The organism is Citrobacter sp. RHBSTW-00944 (assembly GCF_013615435.1).
Taxonomy (GTDB): Bacteria; Pseudomonadota; Gammaproteobacteria; order Enterobacterales; family Enterobacteriaceae; genus Citrobacter; species Citrobacter braakii.
In genome coordinates, this window is the sequence record NZ_CP055418.1 from 3,039,052 (window position 1) to 3,055,821 (window position 16,770).

Annotated in this window: 15 protein-coding genes and 1 pseudogene; 7 read left to right on the forward strand and 9 right to left on the reverse strand. The window is 51.1% G+C overall.

Annotated features, from left to right (window positions below):
• Positions 1–402: 402 nt before the first annotated feature.
• Both HV334_RS14655 and HV334_RS14660 read right to left on the reverse strand, forming a co-directional pair.
• Positions 403–591 carry a cold-shock protein gene (locus HV334_RS14655; RefSeq protein WP_071600303.1) on the reverse strand — a complete coding sequence of 63 codons (189 nt, stop codon included), beginning with the start codon at positions 589–591 and terminating at the stop codon, positions 403–405.
• Between the two features lie 428 nt (positions 592–1,019).
• Positions 1,020–1,232: a cold-shock protein gene (locus HV334_RS14660; RefSeq protein WP_005127641.1), complete on the reverse strand. Its 213-nt coding sequence runs from the start codon at positions 1,230–1,232 to the stop codon at positions 1,020–1,022.
• Between the two features lie 553 nt (positions 1,233–1,785).
• Between HV334_RS14660 and HV334_RS14665 the strand changes: the two genes are divergently transcribed.
• A complete protein-coding gene (locus HV334_RS14665) occupies positions 1,786–1,998 on the forward strand; it encodes a KTSC domain-containing protein (protein WP_016152687.1) in 213 nt (70 codons plus the stop codon).
• 139 nt (positions 1,999–2,137) lie between these two features.
• Here HV334_RS14665 and HV334_RS14670 read toward each other — a convergent pair.
• Positions 2,138–2,245: pseudogene (locus tag HV334_RS14670) on the reverse strand (antitermination protein); the annotation flags it as partial.
• Positions 2,246–2,483: 238 nt separating this feature from the next.
• Here HV334_RS14670 and potC point away from each other — a divergent pair.
• A complete protein-coding gene (potC, locus tag HV334_RS14675) occupies positions 2,484–3,263 on the forward strand; it encodes a spermidine/putrescine ABC transporter permease PotC (RefSeq protein ID WP_003030794.1) in 780 nt (259 codons plus the stop codon).
• Between the two features lie 27 nt (positions 3,264–3,290).
• The gene (gene potD, locus HV334_RS14680; RefSeq protein ID WP_029139492.1) at positions 3,291–4,337 is read left to right on the forward strand and encodes a spermidine/putrescine ABC transporter substrate-binding protein PotD; all 1,047 of its coding nucleotides are present in this window, start codon (positions 3,291–3,293) and stop codon (positions 4,335–4,337) included.
• 51 nt (positions 4,338–4,388) lie between these two features.
• Here potD and cobB read toward each other — a convergent pair whose 3' ends face one another.
• The 5 genes from cobB to lolC form a co-directional block, all read right to left on the reverse strand.
• On the reverse strand, positions 4,389–5,210 hold the full coding sequence (cobB, locus tag HV334_RS14685; RefSeq protein ID WP_016152685.1) for a Sir2 family NAD+-dependent deacetylase: 822 nt from the start codon (positions 5,208–5,210) through the stop codon (positions 4,389–4,391).
• Positions 5,211–5,225: 15 nt separating this feature from the next.
• Entirely contained in the window at positions 5,226–6,137 is a 912-nt protein-coding gene (gene nagK / locus HV334_RS14690; protein WP_016152684.1) for an N-acetylglucosamine kinase, read from the reverse strand.
• A gap of 141 nt (positions 6,138–6,278) precedes the next feature.
• A complete protein-coding gene (gene lolE, locus HV334_RS14695; RefSeq protein WP_016152683.1) occupies positions 6,279–7,523 on the reverse strand; it encodes a lipoprotein-releasing ABC transporter permease subunit LolE in 1,245 nt (414 codons plus the stop codon).
• Positions 7,523–8,224 (reverse strand): lipoprotein-releasing ABC transporter ATP-binding protein LolD, encoded by a 702-nt coding sequence (gene lolD / locus HV334_RS14700; protein ID WP_003832278.1) that lies wholly within the window; start codon positions 8,222–8,224, stop codon positions 7,523–7,525. The genes lolE and lolD overlap by 1 nt, the downstream gene beginning before the upstream one ends.
• The gene (gene lolC / locus HV334_RS14705; RefSeq protein WP_181220546.1) at positions 8,217–9,416 is read right to left on the reverse strand and encodes a lipoprotein-releasing ABC transporter permease subunit LolC; all 1,200 of its coding nucleotides are present in this window, start codon (positions 9,414–9,416) and stop codon (positions 8,217–8,219) included. Before lolC ends, lolD begins: the two co-directional genes overlap by 8 nt.
• Before the next feature lie 261 nt (positions 9,417–9,677).
• Between lolC and HV334_RS14710 the strand changes: the two genes are divergently transcribed.
• From HV334_RS14710 to HV334_RS14720, 3 genes are all read left to right on the forward strand, one after another.
• The gene (locus tag HV334_RS14710) at positions 9,678–10,742 is read left to right on the forward strand and encodes an acyltransferase family protein (RefSeq protein ID WP_181220547.1); all 1,065 of its coding nucleotides are present in this window, start codon (positions 9,678–9,680) and stop codon (positions 10,740–10,742) included.
• Positions 10,743–10,860: 118 nt separating this feature from the next.
• Positions 10,861–14,307, forward strand: coding sequence for a transcription-repair coupling factor (gene mfd, locus HV334_RS14715; protein WP_016152681.1), 3,447 nt, complete (start codon positions 10,861–10,863; stop codon positions 14,305–14,307).
• Positions 14,308–14,455: 148 nt separating this feature from the next.
• Positions 14,456–15,421 carry a L,D-transpeptidase family protein gene (locus tag HV334_RS14720; RefSeq protein WP_016156209.1) on the forward strand — a complete coding sequence of 322 codons (966 nt, stop codon included), beginning with the start codon at positions 14,456–14,458 and terminating at the stop codon, positions 15,419–15,421.
• Positions 15,422–15,506: 85 nt separating this feature from the next.
• Here the strand turns inward: HV334_RS14720 and bhsA are convergent, their stop codons facing one another.
• A complete protein-coding gene (gene bhsA, locus HV334_RS14725) occupies positions 15,507–15,764 on the reverse strand; it encodes a multiple stress resistance protein BhsA (protein ID WP_029139491.1) in 258 nt (85 codons plus the stop codon).
• A gap of 243 nt (positions 15,765–16,007) precedes the next feature.
• Here bhsA and comR point away from each other — a divergent pair, with 243 nt between their 5' ends.
• Positions 16,008–16,643, forward strand: a complete 636-nt coding sequence (gene comR, locus HV334_RS14730) for a TetR family copper-responsive transcriptional repressor ComR (RefSeq protein ID WP_016156207.1) — start codon at positions 16,008–16,010, stop codon at positions 16,641–16,643.
• The last annotated feature ends 127 nt before the right edge of the window (positions 16,644–16,770 follow it).

A 16,770-nucleotide genomic window follows, 5' to 3' on the forward strand; every position in this document is an offset into this window, starting at 1 on the left:
TGTCGTAACCCTTTTGCCATTTTCAAGTAGCTGGATAACTGTTTCACCAATTTCCTGGGCCATAATATGGTTTTGTATGATTCTCAATGCGTTGCCCTTTATATGGTTATTAGTAATACCGTTACACATCAGACATGATGTTAATAGCAAAACAAAAAATACAATTCTTTGCCCAACTTACTTGTATGTTGCACGGATAACCCTGAAATGACAAAACCCCGTTAGAACGAGGTTTTTATTCATGGTGTAACCATAGAGGATCAAACCCTCGTCTCCTGCAAGTTCAAAAGTCGCCCGCTCAATTCGATGAGGTAGTAGCTGACTGGCGGCCCTTGTTGGACTTAAACCAGTGCCCGGCCATAATGAATCTTGCCGCCTTAACTGGAAGGTCAGAGCCAAATGTTACTTTCGCAACACCTGTTCATTTGATTTACTGGAAGTATATGGCGCATAGTTATCAGGTGTGATCATTGATGATTTACAAAAAATACACTTTGCACCAAAGGGATTTTTCTCAGTCACATCAAAATGGGAAGTTCTGTACTGTGACCCATGACAACAAGGGCACTTAAAATAAATATGGTCGGTCATGATGTTAGCCTTTATTTGCTACAACACTCACTACCGCAGTGATATCCAAAAAATCTATTTAACTAATAATTTCTCTTGGTTTTCAGCATCAGGTTACAACTCACTATTAAAAGCAATAAAAAATAAATATTTCTTATCAGTTCACATGAGGAATCTAAAATAATATAATTTTCTTTATATTATAGCACCAGCGATTTTTGGGATGTTGTTAGCTTTTACGAATGCACTTAAGCGTGCAAGAAAAACTACAGAGGTAAAACAACAAATGACATTTATAAAATAATCATTTCAACTGTTCTACCCAATAATTAGACTCAGACATCTGTTCAGCTTTATGTTGACAGATGTTGAGTTTCTGAAAAACCAATATATCTACTCAGGCATTCACCGTCTTCGCTATCGTATATTGGTTTACATCAGGAAAAATATCAGGCAGCTACAACGTTTTCAGCTGACGGCCCTTTTGCACCAGCAGTAATGCTGAACTCAACTTTTTGGCCTTCATTCAGCGTTTTAAAGCCACCACTCTGAATAGCAGAGAAGTGTACAAACACATCTTTACTACCATTGTCAGGGGTAATAAAACCAAAACCTTTAGACTCGTTAAACCATTTTACTAAACCAGTCATTTTATTAGACACAGGTAATTCCTTAAATTCTATGTAGCCTTACGGCGAAAAGGGCTTCGCACACAATCTAATTAGTAACGATAAGAAGGCTCAAAAGAAAGGATTATCTGTGGATAACGCTTGAGATGAGAACTGCTTTACTAAACCGCTTTAATGGGTCTGTGTACCTAACCAACCCCTCATTAATCACACACCCCACAAACAATAGCAAGTTATTTTTTCATTTAATTTTTCGCAAAATCTTAGAAATGGAAACTGAGACAGCATAATCAATGAGTTCTGTTCACCAGCAATAACATACAGCCGGTCGTCCCCTGGATAACGAAAAATAAAATAAAATATATTTATCAGTCACTTAAAGGAAATCCCGTTTCAATCCGTAAAAATCCAGCAACGAATTTTCGTGCTATTTTTCGCAGCTGAGGAAATTAATAGCAACAAAGAAAATCATTTCATCCAACCAGTAAACTCTGAAACAACCATAACATTTACAAAACTATGCTCCTTTTGTTTCATATCAGTGTATTATCAGAGAAGGAAAATTAAAAAATTTGAAGGAGAAAAAATGCAACGACAGGCAATGATTTCATCAAAAATAAAATTTATTGGTTACTACCCATTAGAAAAGATTCTGGAGATAGGGTTCGTAAATTCTTCAACTTTCCAGTATGTGGGCGTTCCAGAAAGCATCTATAACTCTTTTCTCACGGTGCAATCTAAAGGCCGTTTCTTTGACGGTGTCATTAAAGGTAAATTCTTGTGTCGTAAAACAGGGTGATTCAAGAAATTTACGCTGTAGATAGCGTAAAACGCCGTTCTGGTGTTTTCTGTTTTTTGTTACCACCGGGCCAGGAAATTGATATCCAAAAAACCACTATTCCCGTCAATTTCGTTACCCTTCGTTAAGCATGCTCCCTGCAGCGTTCACAGGTTTCAAACACTGGGACGCCATGCTCTTTCGTGGCTTTGCAGTCAAGTACCTCCTCTTTACCACCACAGCGGCAGCGTGCGCTAATTGTTCCCTGAACCGATTGCTATACCGACACTCACAGTCAAGAATGGGTAAAGCGGGTCATTTAAATGGCCTTTTTTTCCCGATCATCCTAAAAATTGTTGTAAAATTCGCGGCCTTAGTGATAGCTGCTTCTTTTTGGCTATCTGTTTTGGCGGGAAGTTTTGGAGAGATTTTGGAGAAGAGAAAAAGTTGATTATTTTCAATACTCTGAAAACATCGCGCCTTCTGAACAAGAAGGTGAAACGCGAATGATCGGTCGGCTGCTCAGAGGCGGTTTTATGACCGCCATCTACGCGTATCTGTATATTCCAATCATTATTTTGATTGTGAACTCCTTTAACAGCTCGCGCTTTGGCATCAACTGGCAGGGTTTTACCACCAAATGGTACGGCCTGCTGATGAACAACGACAGCCTGCTACAGGCAGCGCAACACTCGCTGACGATGGCGGTGCTATCCGCCACGTTTGCCACGCTGATCGGCTCACTCACAGCGGTTGCACTGTACCGCTACCGTTTTCGCGGTAAACCGTTTGTCAGCGGCATGCTGTTCGTGGTGATGATGTCGCCGGATATCGTAATGGCGATTTCTTTGCTGGTGCTGTTTATGCTGATCGGCATTCAACTGGGTTTCTGGTCACTGCTGTTCTCGCATATCACTTTTTGTCTACCTTTTGTGGTGGTGACGGTTTACTCACGTCTGAAAGGTTTTGATGTACGAATGCTTGAAGCCGCCAAAGATCTCGGCGCCAGTGAAGTGACTATTCTGCGCAAGATTATACTGCCTCTGGCAATGCCTGCAGTGGCTGCCGGCTGGTTGCTGAGCTTTACGTTGTCGATGGATGATGTCGTCGTGTCGTCCTTCGTTACCGGGCCTGGTTATGAAATTTTGCCGTTAAAAATCTACTCAATGGTAAAAGTCGGCGTATCACCAGAGGTGAACGCGCTGGCGACCATTTTGTTGGTTCTGTCGCTGGTTATGGTGATTGCCAGCCAGCTTATTGCACGTGATAAAACCAAGGGCCGCTAAGGCCCTTAATTCAGGGGACGTTAAATGATGAAAAAATGGTCACGCCACCTGCTCGCGGCGGGTGCTCTGGCACTGGGCATGAGCGCCGCTCACGCTAATGACAACAACACGCTCTATTTCTATAACTGGACCGAGTATGTCCCGCCTGGACTGCTGGAGCAGTTCACCAAAGAGACCGGCATTAAGGTTATCTATTCGACCTACGAGTCGAACGAAACCATGTACGCCAAGCTCAAAACCTATAAAGACGGCGCATACGATCTGGTGGTTCCGTCCACCTATTACGTCGATAAAATGCGCAAAGAAGGCATGATCCAGAAGATCGACAAGTCGACGTTGACCAACTTCCACAACCTCGATCCGGAAATGCTCAACAAGCCATTCGACCCCAACAATGACTACTCTATCCCGTATATCTGGGGTGCGACGGCCATTGGCATCAATAGCGATGCCATCGACCCGAAAACAGTAACCAGCTGGGCCGATCTGTGGAAACCGGAGTACAAAGGTAGCCTGCTGTTAACGGATGATGCGCGTGAAGTGTTCCAGATGGCGCTGCGCAAGCTGGGATACTCCGGCAATACCACCGATCCTAAAGAGATTGAAGCCGCTTATAACGAGTTGAAGAAGCTGATGCCTAACGTCGCGGCATTTAACTCTGACAACCCGGCCAACCCGTATATGGAAGGCGAAGTCAATCTGGGGATGGTGTGGAACGGCTCCGCGTATGTGGCGCGTCAGGCAGGTACACCGCTGGAAGTGGTATGGCCGAAAGAAGGTGGGATTTTCTGGATGGACAGCCTGTCTATTCCAGCAAACGCAAAAAATAAAGAAGGTGCGCTGAAGCTGATTAACTTCCTGCTGCGCCCGGACGTGGCGAAAGAAGTCGCGGAAACCATCGGTTATCCGACGCCAAACCTGGCAGCACGTAAGCTGTTAAGCCCTGAAGTCGCGAACGATAAAACCCTCTACCCTGATGCAGAAACCATCAACAAAGGGGAATGGCAGAATGATGTCGGTTCCGCCAGCGCTATCTATGAAGAGTATTATCAGAAGCTGAAAGCAGGACGCTAATTCAGCGTTGTAAGAAATGCCCGATAGCGCTGCGCGTATCGGGCAAAAAAATCACAGTCCTTTCAATAATTTCTCAACAAACTCAGGCACCACCTGGCTTGCCGGACCGTAATACTTCTCTTCAAACTCGCTTCCTACCTGGCTCGGTTCGAGATTTAGCTCTACCGTATGTGCCCCATGTAGTCGAGCTTCATGCACAAACCCCGCTGCCGGGTATACATGGCCCGATGTACCAATCGCAATGAACACATCGGCCATTGCCAGTGCCATATAAATTTCATCCATGCCCAGCGGCATTTCACCAAACCACACCACGTGCGGGCGCAGCGGCGCCGGAAACTGGCAACAATGGCATTTATCTTCCGCAGTCACATCGCCAGTCCACTCCAGAATCTGCCCGCTTTGCGAACAGCGAACCTTGAGCAGTTCGCCGTGCATATGGATTACGTTCTGGCTGCCCGCACGTTCATGCAGATTATCAATGTTCTGCGTCACCAGTAAAAAACGGTCGCCCAGCTCGGCTTCAAGTTTTGCCAGCGCGATATGCGCCGCGTTAGGCTGGATTTCTGACTGCTGCAACTGATGACGACGGGCGTTATAAAACGACTGGACCAGTTGCGGATTACGACTAAATCCTTCCGGAGTCGCAACGTCCTCTACCCGATGTTCTTCCCAGAGACCATCCGCCGCGCGAAAGGTTCGAATTCCTGACTCAGCGGAGATTCCCGCTCCCGTCAGTACCAGCACTCTTGGTTTTTCCATCAATTCAGGCACCACTCTGTCTCTGAAAAAGATTCGTTGACGCAGGCGATCGCGCATATGGCGTTTATTTTTACGAAAGCGGCTTAACCGATGACCCCGGCGCGACAGCATAACAACCTCTTTGTATTAATCGGTAAGATGTAGGAAAGCGGCTCCGCGCATCCCGCCCGCATCACCGTGTCGCGCCTGCTCAATACGCGGCACCCGGGCAACCGGCAGCAGATGACGTGGCAGTCGGTCCGCCAGTTGCGTCGTAATAGCGGTAAAATTCGACAAGCCTCCGCCAATCACCACCAAATCAGGATCGACGATAGTCAGGATATTCCCAAGGCACACCGCCAGCAAATCCAGATAGCGTTCAACATGGGCACGTGCTTGTTCATCACCCTGCTCCCACAGGGCGATAATTTCCCGGGCATCCAGCGATTGATGGTAGTAATGCTGATACAACCACGCAAATCCACCGCCGGAAAGATAGCTTTCGATGCATCCCAGTTGACCACACCCGCAGCGGCGCAATGGGAAATCAAAGCCCATCAACGTCAGCGCATCGACTGGCAAACGGATATGACCAAACTCGCCGGTGATATAACTGCGCCCGGTGATGGATTTCCCGTTAAGCACCAGACCGCCGCCAACACCGGTGCCGAGGATCAACCCCATCACGAGCGGATATTGGGTGAACTCGTCATCCCAGGCTTCGGAAAGAGCAAAACAGTTAGCATCGTTATCCAGACGCACATCGCGGTCAAGGCGAGCGCTGAGATCGGCGCGGAGCGGCTTACCACTGGCAGCAGGAACGTTGGCCGCATACAGCGTGCCGTCTTCCGTTTCTGGCATACCAGGAATGCCGATGCCTACCGAACCTTTAACGCCGAACCGCTGGTCCGCTTCCGTCACCAGATTGCAGACCGCATCAAGGAAAGCGTCATAGCTGTCGCGAGGCGTAGGGACGCGTGTTTCCCATTGCAAACGACGTTGCTTATCAAACACGCCCAGCGCAATTTTGGTCCCGCCGATGTCAAATCCGTAATACATCACCGCTCCTTGATACACGTCATCCTTCAAGATGCCTTGGGGTTGGCTGCGCACTCACCCTCCAGTCACATCGTTATCTATGCTCATGGAGATTTCGGTTTGCCGCCTTACCGCCGCATGAATGCTTTCGTGTATATATTGTTATTGGCCGCTAAGTACTCTCGCAGGATCAATATTGCTGGCGCGACGCGCCGGATACCAACTTGCCAAAAGACTCAGCACGAGTGCTGTCACCAGCACGTAAATCACATCCAGCCAGTGTAATTCCGATGGCAGGAAGTCAATGAAATAGATATCGCCGGACAGGAACTGATGGCCGATAAGCGCCTCAATACCGTTAATGATCGGCGTCAGTTGCAGCGAGACAACCACCCCAATGACGACGCCTATCAGGCTACCGAACAGACCCGCCAGCAGGCCGTACCAGACAAAAATGGCACGGATAAGGCCATCTTTAGCCCCCAGGGTTCTTAATACCGCAATATCGCCGCTCTTGTCTTTTACCGCCATCACTAACGTGGAAACGATATTAAAACAGGCCACGCCAATCACCAGCACCATCGCCAGATACATAATGGCGCGGATCATCTGGATATCGCGATACATATAGCCGTATGTACCGATCCAGCTCTTAATGTACACATAGTTATTGGTGACTTCACCCGCGTCTCGCACCAGCTTATTGGCGTTAAACACGTCGTTCACTTTCAGCGCGATCCCGGAAACGCTGGATCCCATATCCAGGTATTGCTGCGCATCTTCCATTGGGATCATGGCAAAGCTGTGATCGAGCTGACCGCTCAGTTGCAGGATCCCCGTGACGTGCAAACGCACGCGTTTAGGCTGCTGTAACTTATGATCCGCACTGGCGTTAGGGATCATAATCGATACCCAGTCGCCCTGCTTCACCTTCAGCGCATCGGCAATTCCCTTACCAATAATGATTTGTTGCTCACCCGCTTTGAAATTATCCCATGCGTGGTTTTGCACAAACGAGGGTAGCGCGCTTAAACGCTGCTCCTGCTGCGGATCAACGCCCTTCACCTGCACTGCGCGTAGGTTCGCCCCACTCTCCACCAGCCCGGTAAAGTTAATATAAGGCGCCGCAGCAGCAATGCCTGGTACCTTCTGTACCTTGTCGAGCGCTTCCTGCCAGTTGTTCCACGGCTGATTCACGGCTTCAATCTCACCGTGCGGCACCACGGCCAGAATACGGTTGTTCAGCTCACGCTCAAATCCGTTCATGGCGCTTAAGCCGACGATCAACACCGCGACGCCCAACGCAATGCCAACGGTGGAAATCACGGAAATCAGCGAGACCATGCCGCCGCGCCGCCGACCACGGCTAAAACGCAAACCAATCAATAACGATAAAGGCGAAGCCATTACTCAGCTCCCATCAGGCTCAGTTCAGCCGTCAGGCGACCATCGCGCATTTCAAGCTGGCGGCTCATGCGCTTCGCCAGTTGCAGATCGTGTGTCACCACCAAAAATGCCGTGCCCTGAGAGCGGTTCAGCTCACCCAGAAGCTCGAAAATGCTGTCCGCGTTACGCGCATCAAGGTTACCCGTTGGCTCATCCGCCAGTACCAGACGCGGGTTATTCACCAGCGCACGAGCGATGGCCACGCGCTGGCGTTCACCGCCTGAAAGTTCAGACGGACGATGGCTGGCACGATGGTCCAGCCCTACTGCTTTCAGCATATCCCGTGCGCGCTCGGTGATTTCAGCCGGTTTTTTCTTGCCGATCAGCAACGGCATCGCCACGTTTTCCAGCGCGGTAAAGTCCGGCAGCAGATGGTGGAACTGATAAATGAAGCCCAGCTTCTGATTGCGCAGTTCCGCTTTCGCCGCCGACGAGAGTTTGCTCATCGGCTGACCGCTAAAAATGACATCGCCGGAAGTTGGCGTATCCAGCCCGCCTAACAGATGCAGCAACGTACTCTTACCGGAACCGGAGCTGCCGACAATCGCCATCATCTCACCTTCACCGACGCAAAAACTGACATCGTGCAGTACATCGGTCTGCACTGTGCCTTCCTGATAGCGTTTGCACAGGTTGTCGCATTGCAACAGGATCTTATTCATAACGTAAAGCCTCAGCGGGTTGAGTGGCGGCAGCGCGCCAGGAAGGATAAAGCGTAGACAGCAGCGCGATGGCCATCGCCACCAGCGCAATGACGATAACCTGCAGCGGCTCAATGGCGACCGGCAGCGCAGCCCCATCCAGAAGCACGCCGATAATTGGCATCAGGTTGTTCAGTTGACTGGCGAGTAATGCGCCCAGCACCGCGCCCAGCAGCGCGCCGATAATCCCGGCACTGGCCCCCTGCACCATAAACACCATCATTATCTGCCGCGGCGTCAGCCCCTGCGTTTGTAGAATCGCCACTTCCCCTTGCTTCTCCATTACCATCAGACCCAGCGAGGTAATAATATTAAATGCCGCCACCGCCACGATCAGGCTAAGCAGCAGCCCCATCATGTTTTTCTCCATACGCACGGCCTGGAACAATTCCCCTTTGCGCTCGCGCCAGTCCTGCCATTTGGTACCTTGCGGCAGCGTTTGCTGGCTCAGCGTATCAACCTTTAACGGTTCGTTGAGCCACAGACGCCAGCCGGTAATATTGCCCACCGGGTAACGCATCAAACGTGACGCATCCTGGATGTTGGTCAGCATCTGGTAGCCGTCGACTTCGCTGTTGGCGGCGAAGGTGCCAATTACCGTAAACAGACGCTGGCTCGGCAGACGTCCCATCGGGGTAAACTGGCTGGCTGAGGACACCATCACGCGAATTTGATCGCCACGATTAACACCCAGTTGCCCGGCAAGCTGCTCTCCGAGGATGACATTATACTTACCCGGCTGCAGATCTGTTTGCTTCACATTGACCAGATATGGCGTTAATGGATCTTTTTGCGCCGGGTCGATACCCAGCATCACGCCGACTGCCACGCTACGCGCACTTTGCAGTACCACATCCCCCGTGGTTATCGGTGCAACGCGGTTGACGCCGTTCAACACCACCGCTTTTTCCGGTAGCTGTTGCGGGTTTAGAGAACCCTGTTCAGACGAGAGGACGGCCTGAGGCATCAGGCCAAGAATATTGTTTTGCAGCTCGCGCTCGAAACCGTTCATCACCGACAACACCGTAACCAGCGCCATTACCCCGAGAGTAATGCCAATGGTGGAGAGCCAGGAAACGAAGCGACCGAAGCGATCTGCTGCACGCCCACGCATATAACGCAGGCCGATGAATAGAGCGACAGGTTGGTACATGAAATCCGTCTGGTTGCTGTTAGCAAAGTCACGAGTATATAAGCGAAAGCGGAATGGGTAAATGACTGAACCGTAAGTGTTCGTCAGCACTATTCTTAAAAGTATAAATAAATCAAACCGCTAAAGTTGTCCCTCTCCCCTACAACCCTGATCCCTGACCTTTATCCTAAAAAAACAAAATGCAGACAGTTACGCATTACAGCGCACAGCGGGTTGCGCAGGATGGCAGGCTATTGCAATCAATATGGATGCGCCGTCTCAATGAATAAAAAAGAACTATGGATTAATCAAATCAAGGGGTTATGCATTTGCCTGGTGGTGATTTACCACTCGGTGATCACATTTTACCCGCACCTCACCACTTTTCAGCATCCACTGTCAGAGGTGCTGAGCAAATGCTGGATTTACCTCAATTTGTACCTGGCACCGTTTCGCATGCCGGTGTTTTTCTTTATTTCGGGGTATCTGATCCGCCGCTACATCGATAACGTCCCGTGGACAACCTGCGTGGATAAACGGATCTGGAGTATCGCCTGGGTGCTGGTGCTTTGGGGAGTGGTGCAATGGCTGGCGTTGGTGGCGCTCAATAACTGGCTCGCCCCGCAGCGCGATCTGACCCATGCCGCCAACGCCGCTTATGCGGATTCGATTGCGGGTTTTACCCACGGGATGCTGACCGCCAGTACCAGCCTGTGGTATCTGTACGCACTGATTGTCTATTTTGTTCTGTGTAAAATTTTCAGCCGTTGGGCGATGCCGCTGTTAGCGTTATTTGTGGCGCTGAGCGTGGCGATCAATTTTTTCCCGACCCCGTGGTGGGGAATGAACAGCGTGATTCGCAATTTGCCCTGGTATAGCCTCGGCGCATGGTTTGGCGCAATGTTGATGGCGTGGATCAAGGAGGTGCCCCTGCGCCGCCATGCGGTCATTGTTTTGGGTTGCACAATCGTCGCCATCATCGCGTGGCTGGCAAATGTCTCGCTATTGCTTTCTCTCCTTTCCATTGTGCTGATCATGAAGCTGTTTTATCAGTTCGAGCTCCACTTTGGCATGCGCGCGTCCAGTCCGTTAAGCGTGATTGGCGCCAATACCATCGCCATCTACACCACTCACCGTATTCTGGTTGAGCTGTTCAGCTTAACGCTTATCCCCAAAATCAATCATGCCACCTGGCCTGCATACGCGGAGCTGGCCCTGCTACTGGTGTATCCGTTCGCCTGTCTGCTGCTGTGCACCCTGTTTGGCCTGCTGGTGCGTAAGATTTCACAAAAAACCGTGGCCGATCTGCTCTTTTCCCCGCCCTCTTTATCGCTCGCCTCGCGCTAACCCCTACGCGCTTTTTGCCCCCATTCGGGGGCGAATCAATTTGCTTATGAGAAACGATCACGGATAATAAAGAACATTGCTTATCAGATGTATATCTAAACGAGATCCTGACAACCGAATGCCTGAACAACATCGTTACACGCTCCCAACTGGCGCTTCCGATCAGCGCCAGTTGGGTGAGCTTACGGGTGCCGCCTGCGCAACGCTGGTCGCCGAAATCGCCGAACGTCACGCGGGTCCAGTGGTGCTGATCGCGCCGGACATGCAAAATGCTTTGCGTCTGCATGATGAAATTCGTCAGTTTACTGACCAGATGGTGATGAACCTGCCCGACTGGGAAACGCTTCCCTATGACAGCTTTTCTCCCCATCAGGAGATTATCTCCTCACGGCTCTCCACGCTGTATCAACTGCCCGCCATGCAGCGCGGCGTGCTGATCGTTCCGGTAAATACGCTGATGCAGCGTGTCTGTCCGCACAGCTATCTGCACGGTCATGCGCTGGTCATGAAAAAAGGCCAGCGGCTTTCGCGCGACGCCCTGCGCGAACAACTGGACAGTGCTGGCTATCGCCATGTTGATCAGGTCATGGAACACGGCGAATACGCCACGCGTGGCGCATTGTTAGATCTGTTCCCGATGGGCAGCGAATTGCCTTATCGTCTGGATTTCTTTGATGACGAAATCGACAGCCTGCGTCTGTTTGATACTGACACTCAGCGCACGCTGGAAGAAGTCGATGCCATTAATTTGCTACCCGCGCACGAATTCCCGACTGACAAAACGGCCATCGAGCTGTTCCGTAGTCAGTGGCGTGATACGTTTGAGGTAAAACGCGACGCCGAGCATATTTATCAACAGGTCAGCAAAGGCACATTACCTACGGGGATTGAATACTGGCAACCGCTGTTTTTCAGCGAGCCGCTGCCGCCGCTGTTCAGTTACTTCCCCGCCAATACGTTGTTGGTAAATACCGGCGATATCGAGACCAGCGCTGCACGCTTCCAGGCCGATACCCTGTCACGCTTTGAGAATCGCGGCGTTGATCCGATGCGCCCGCTTCTGCCACCGGAATCGCTGTGGCTGCGGGTTGATGAGCTGTTTTCTGAACTTAAACGCTGGCCGCGTGTTCAGCTGAAAACCGAGAGTCTGCCGAAGAAAGCGGCGAATACCAACCTCGGGTTCCAGAAGCTGCCAGATATCGCCGTTCAGGCACAGCAAAAAGCGCCGTTAGATGCATTACGTAAATTCCTTGAAGGCTTTACCGGTCCGGTAATTTTCTCGGTGGAAAGTGAAGGACGCCGGGAAGCGCTAGGCGAACTGCTCGCCCGCATCAAAGTCGCGCCGAAGCGGATATTGCGACTCGACGAAGCCGTAGACAACGGTCGTTATCTGATGATTGGCTCAGCCGAGCACGGCTTCATCGATAGCAAACGCAATCTGGCGTTGATTTGTGAAAGCGATCTGCTCGGTGAACGTGTGGCGCGTCGCCGCCAGGATTCTCGTCGCACCATCAACCCGGACACGTTAATTCGTAACCTCGCGGAGCTGCATCCCGGTCAGCCAGTTGTGCATCTGGAGCACGGCGTGGGTCGCTATGCCGGTATGACCACGCTGGAAGCGGGCGGCATCACCGGTGAATACCTGATGCTCACCTATGCCAACGACGCCAAACTGTATGTGCCGGTGTCGTCGCTGCATCTGATCAGCCGCTACGCCGGCGGCGCGGAAGAGAATGCGCCGCTGCATAAACTGGGCGGCGATGCCTGGTCACGCGCCCGACAGAAAGCCGCTGAGAAAGTCCGCGATGTCGCGGCTGAGCTGCTGGATATTTATGCCCAGCGCGCAGCGAAAGAAGGCTTTGCCTTTAAGCATGACCGTGAACAGTACCAGTTGTTTTGCGACAGCTTCCCGTTTGAAACCACGCCGGACCAGGCGCAGGCGATCAACGCGGTACTCAGCGATATGTGTCAACCGCTGGCCATGGACCGCCTGGTGTGTGGCGATGTCGGCTTTGGTAAAACCGAAGTCGCAATGCGTGCCGCCTTCCTCGCCGTAGAGAATCACAAGCAGGTTGCCGTGTTGGTACCGACCACTCTGCTCGCTCAGCAGCACTTCGACAACTTCCGCGACCGCTTTGCCAACTGGCCGGTACGCATTGAGATGCTGTCCCGTTTCCGTAGCGCCAAAGAGCAAGCGCAGATTCTGGAGCAGGTTGCCGAAGGTAAAATCGATATTCTCATCGGCACTCACAAACTGCTGCAAGCGGATGTGAAGCTAAAAGATCTGGGGCTGCTAATTGTCGATGAAGAGCACCGTTTCGGCGTTCGCCACAAAGAGCGTATCAAGGCAATGCGCGCGGATGTAGATATTCTGACTCTGACGGCAACGCCAATTCCACGCACGCTCAACATGGCGATGAGCGGCATGCGCGATCTGTCGATCATCGCCACACCGCCCGCTCGTCGTCTGGCGGTCAAAACCTTCGTGCGCGAATATGACAACCTGGTGGTACGCGAGGCTATCCTGCGTGAAGTTATGCGCGGAGGACAAGTTTATTATCTCTTTAACGACGTCGAAAATATCCAGAAAACCGCTGACAGATTAGCGGAACTGGTGCCGGAAGCGCGCATTGGTATCGGCCACGGGCAAATGCGCGAGCGCGAACTGGAACGCGTGATGAACGATTTCCACCATCAGCGTTTTAACGTGCTGGTGTGTACCACCATTATCGAAACCGGGATCGACATTCCCACTGCCAACACTATCATCATTGAACGAGCTGACCACTTCGGTTTAGCGCAATTGCATCAGCTACGGGGTCGTGTGGGACGCTCACACCATCAGGCATACGCCTGGCTGCTAACGCCGCATCCAAAAGCGATGACCACCGACGCACAAAAACGCCTGGAAGCCATCGCCTCGCTGGAAGATTTAGGTGCAGGTTTTGCGCTGGCAACCCACGACCTCGAAATTCGTGGCGCTGGGGAACTGCTGGGCGAAGATCAAAGTGGCTCCATGGAAAGCATCGGCTTCTCACTGTATATGGAGCTGCTGGAAAACGCTGTCGATGCGCTCAAAGAAGGGCGTGAACCGTCGCTGGAAGATCTCACCAGCCAGCAAACCGAAGTCGAACTGCGCATGCCATCGCTTCTGCCGGATAACTATATCCCGGATGTCAACACGCGACTGTCGTTCTACAAGCGCATTGCCAGTGCGAAAGGCGAAACCGAGCTGGAAGAAATTAAGGTCGAGCTGATAGACCGTTTTGGCCTGCTGCCCGACCCGGCCCGGACGTTGCTGGATATTGCCCGTTTACGCCAGCAGGCGCAGAAACTGGGGATCAGAAAGCTCGAAGGCAATGAAAAAGGCGGTACTATTGAGTTTGCCGAGAAAAACCACGTTAACCCGGTCTGGCTAATTGGTTTACTGCAAAAACAACCGCAACACTTCCGTCTGGATGGTCCAACACGCCTGAAATTCATGCAGGAGTTGGGCGAGCGTAAAGCACGGATCGACTGGGTTCGCCAGTTTATGCGCCAGCTTGAAGAAAACGCCGTAGCCTAGCGTCAAGCCGGGTGAGCCCTCCGCTCACCCGGCCTGATGAATTTACAAACTCTTTGCACTTCCCTGCACTTCCCGACACTGCAAACCGCCATAATTCTTGTTTACTTTTACATAATAAAAACCACGTAAAAACAATGGATTTATGGTGATGTTAAACAATAAACGACTCTCTCGCTGGTTAGCATTTTTTACGCTTGCCGCGACCTTCGCGTTAGCACTTCCGGCCCAAGCAAATACCTGGCCGCTGCCGCCACCGGGAAGCCGCGTGGTGGGTCAGAATGCCGTTCACGTTGTCGAAGACAATGGCGGTTCTCTGGAAGCGATTGCGAAAAAATACAATGTCGGCTTTCTGGCGCTGCTACAGGCCAACCCCGGCGTTGACCCTTACGTACCACGACCTGGCAGCGTGCTGACTATTCCGTTGCAAACCCTGCTGCCGGATGCGCCACGCGAAGGCATTGTTATCAACCTCGCCGAACTGCGTCTTTATTATTACCAGCCGGGGACAAATTCGGTGACCGTGTATCCTATTGGTATTGGCCAGTTAGGCGGTGACACGCTGACGCCCACAATGGTAACCACCATCTCTGATAAACGTGCCAACCCGACCTGGACGCCTACGGCAAATATCCGCGCGCGATACAAAGCGAACGGGATCGACCTTCCTGCCGTGGTGCCTGCCGGGCCGGATAACCCGATGGGCCATCATGCCATTCGCTTAGCGGCATACGGCGGCGTGTATCTGCTGCACGGAACTAATGCTGACTTTGGCATCGGAATGCGCGTCAGTTCCGGCTGTATTCGTCTACGCGACGGTGATATCGAAACTCTGTTCCGTCAGGTGAAGCCAGGAACCAAGGTCAATATTATCAATACGCCAATCAAAGCATCTGTTGAACCTAACGGCGTGCGCCTGGTTGAAGTACACCAGCCGTTGTCCGAAAAAATCAATGACGACCCGCAATTGCTGCCGATCGTGCTGAACGCATCCATGCAGACGTTTAAGAATGCGGCGCAAACGGACTCTGCCGTCATGGAACATGCGATGGAGATTCGCTCAGGCATGCCGGTCGATGTCACCCGTCATCACGACGTTGCTCAACAACCGCTGTAAACTCAGCGCATAAAAAACCCCCGCTGGATTTTATTCCGCGGGGGTTTTTTATTTAACTCGCAGTGGCATTGCGATGGGTTAAATCTTATTTGTAGATAACTGCAGTCCCGTGGAGGGTGTTAGGACCGGTAACAGAAGTAATACGGAAAGACTTCGCCCCCATCTCATCCGCTTTCTGCGCCAGTTGATCTTCCAGAGAACCTAAGTTAGTCCCCGCATTCGCAGAAATAGTACCGACTTTCTGTTGGCCCGCAGGTGTAGCCTGAACTTCAACGGCAGCAAAGCTTGCAAATGAGAGTGAGCTAAGAACAGCAGCAACAAACAGAGTTTTTACGTTTTTCATGATAGTGACCTTTTGCAGATGAATGTGTGTCGCAAAGATTAACTTAACGATCGATAGGTAAATCATAGATGTGATCCAGGTCACACGTCAACATTTTTTTGTAATGATCGTTATATAAAATACAAAGACCTTATTTTTCATATCAATAGTGTTAAATTATTTTTATCGCTAATCCGCTGGAGTGTGCAGTCGAATATTTTTATAATGGTTATTCAATAAACCCAACAAAGGTACATCGGCGCCATGACAACTGAAATGACAGGTTGTGCTAAAAAAAGCCGTGGCCGACCAAAAGTGTTCGACAGGGAAGCCGCGCTTGATAAGGCCATGACACTCTTCTGGCAGCACGGGTATGAAGCGACATCGCTCGCCGATCTGGTAGAAGCAACCGGCGCAAAAGCGCCCACGCTGTATGCGGAGTTCACCAATAAAGAGGGGTTGTTTCGTGCCGTACTGGACCGCTACATCACTCGCTTCGCGGCGAAACATGAAGCCCAGTTATTTTGTGAAGAAAAAAGTCTTGAGTGCGCGCTGGAAGACTATTTCACCGCAATAGCGACCTGCTTTACCAGTAAAGACACCCCGGCGGGATGTTTCATGATTAACACATCTGCGACACTGGCGGCCTCTTCCCGGGATATTGCGCACACGGTGAAATCCCGCCATGCCATGCAGGAACAGACGCTTACCCAATTCCTTCACCAGCGCCAGCAACGAGGCGAAATTCCGGCCCATTGCGACGTGCAAAAACTGGCCGAATACCTGAACTGTATTTTACAGGGTATGTCGATCAGCGCCCGTGAAGGCGCAACGTTTGAAAAACTGATGCAGATCGCACACACGACTCTGCGACTGTGGCCTGAACTTATCAAAGTTTAACCCTTTCCCGCTATTTCCCCGCAGTACTGACACCACCGGGAGCTGATTAAGCCCCCGGTTAGATTTCCGCGGATTACCCCTACATTATTCAGTTTTTTCATCATCTTATCCGATCATTTTTTGTAAA

Bases quoted from the DNA above. Each gene is read 5' to 3' on its own strand.
- lolE (WP_016152683.1), bottom strand. From the start codon at position 7,523: ATGGCTTCGCCTTTATCGTTATTGATTGGTTTGCGTTTTAGCCGTGGT.
- nagK (WP_016152684.1), bottom strand. From the start codon at position 6,137: ATGTATTACGGATTTGACATCGGCGGGACCAAAATTGCGCTGGGCGTG.
- HV334_RS14665 (WP_016152687.1), top strand. From the start codon at position 1,786: ATGCAACGACAGGCAATGATTTCATCAAAAATAAAATTTATTGGTTAC.
- potC (WP_003030794.1), top strand. From the start codon at position 2,484: ATGATCGGTCGGCTGCTCAGAGGCGGTTTTATGACCGCCATCTACGCG.
- bhsA (WP_029139491.1), bottom strand. From the start codon at position 15,764: ATGAAAAACGTAAAAACTCTGTTTGTTGCTGCTGTTCTTAGCTCACTC.
- HV334_RS14720 (WP_016156209.1), top strand. From the start codon at position 14,456: ATGTTAAACAATAAACGACTCTCTCGCTGGTTAGCATTTTTTACGCTT.
- comR (WP_016156207.1), top strand. From the start codon at position 16,008: ATGACAACTGAAATGACAGGTTGTGCTAAAAAAAGCCGTGGCCGACCA.
- cobB (WP_016152685.1), bottom strand. From the start codon at position 5,210: ATGCTGTCGCGCCGGGGTCATCGGTTAAGCCGCTTTCGTAAAAATAAA.
- HV334_RS14655 (WP_071600303.1), bottom strand. From the start codon at position 591: ATGACCGACCATATTTATTTTAAGTGCCCTTGTTGTCATGGGTCACAG.
- HV334_RS14710 (WP_181220547.1), top strand. From the start codon at position 9,678: ATGAATAAAAAAGAACTATGGATTAATCAAATCAAGGGGTTATGCATT.
- mfd (WP_016152681.1), top strand. From the start codon at position 10,861: ATGCCTGAACAACATCGTTACACGCTCCCAACTGGCGCTTCCGATCAG.
- potD (WP_029139492.1), top strand. From the start codon at position 3,291: ATGAAAAAATGGTCACGCCACCTGCTCGCGGCGGGTGCTCTGGCACTG.
- lolC (WP_181220546.1), bottom strand. From the start codon at position 9,416: ATGTACCAACCTGTCGCTCTATTCATCGGCCTGCGTTATATGCGTGGG.
- lolD (WP_003832278.1), bottom strand. From the start codon at position 8,224: ATGAATAAGATCCTGTTGCAATGCGACAACCTGTGCAAACGCTATCAG.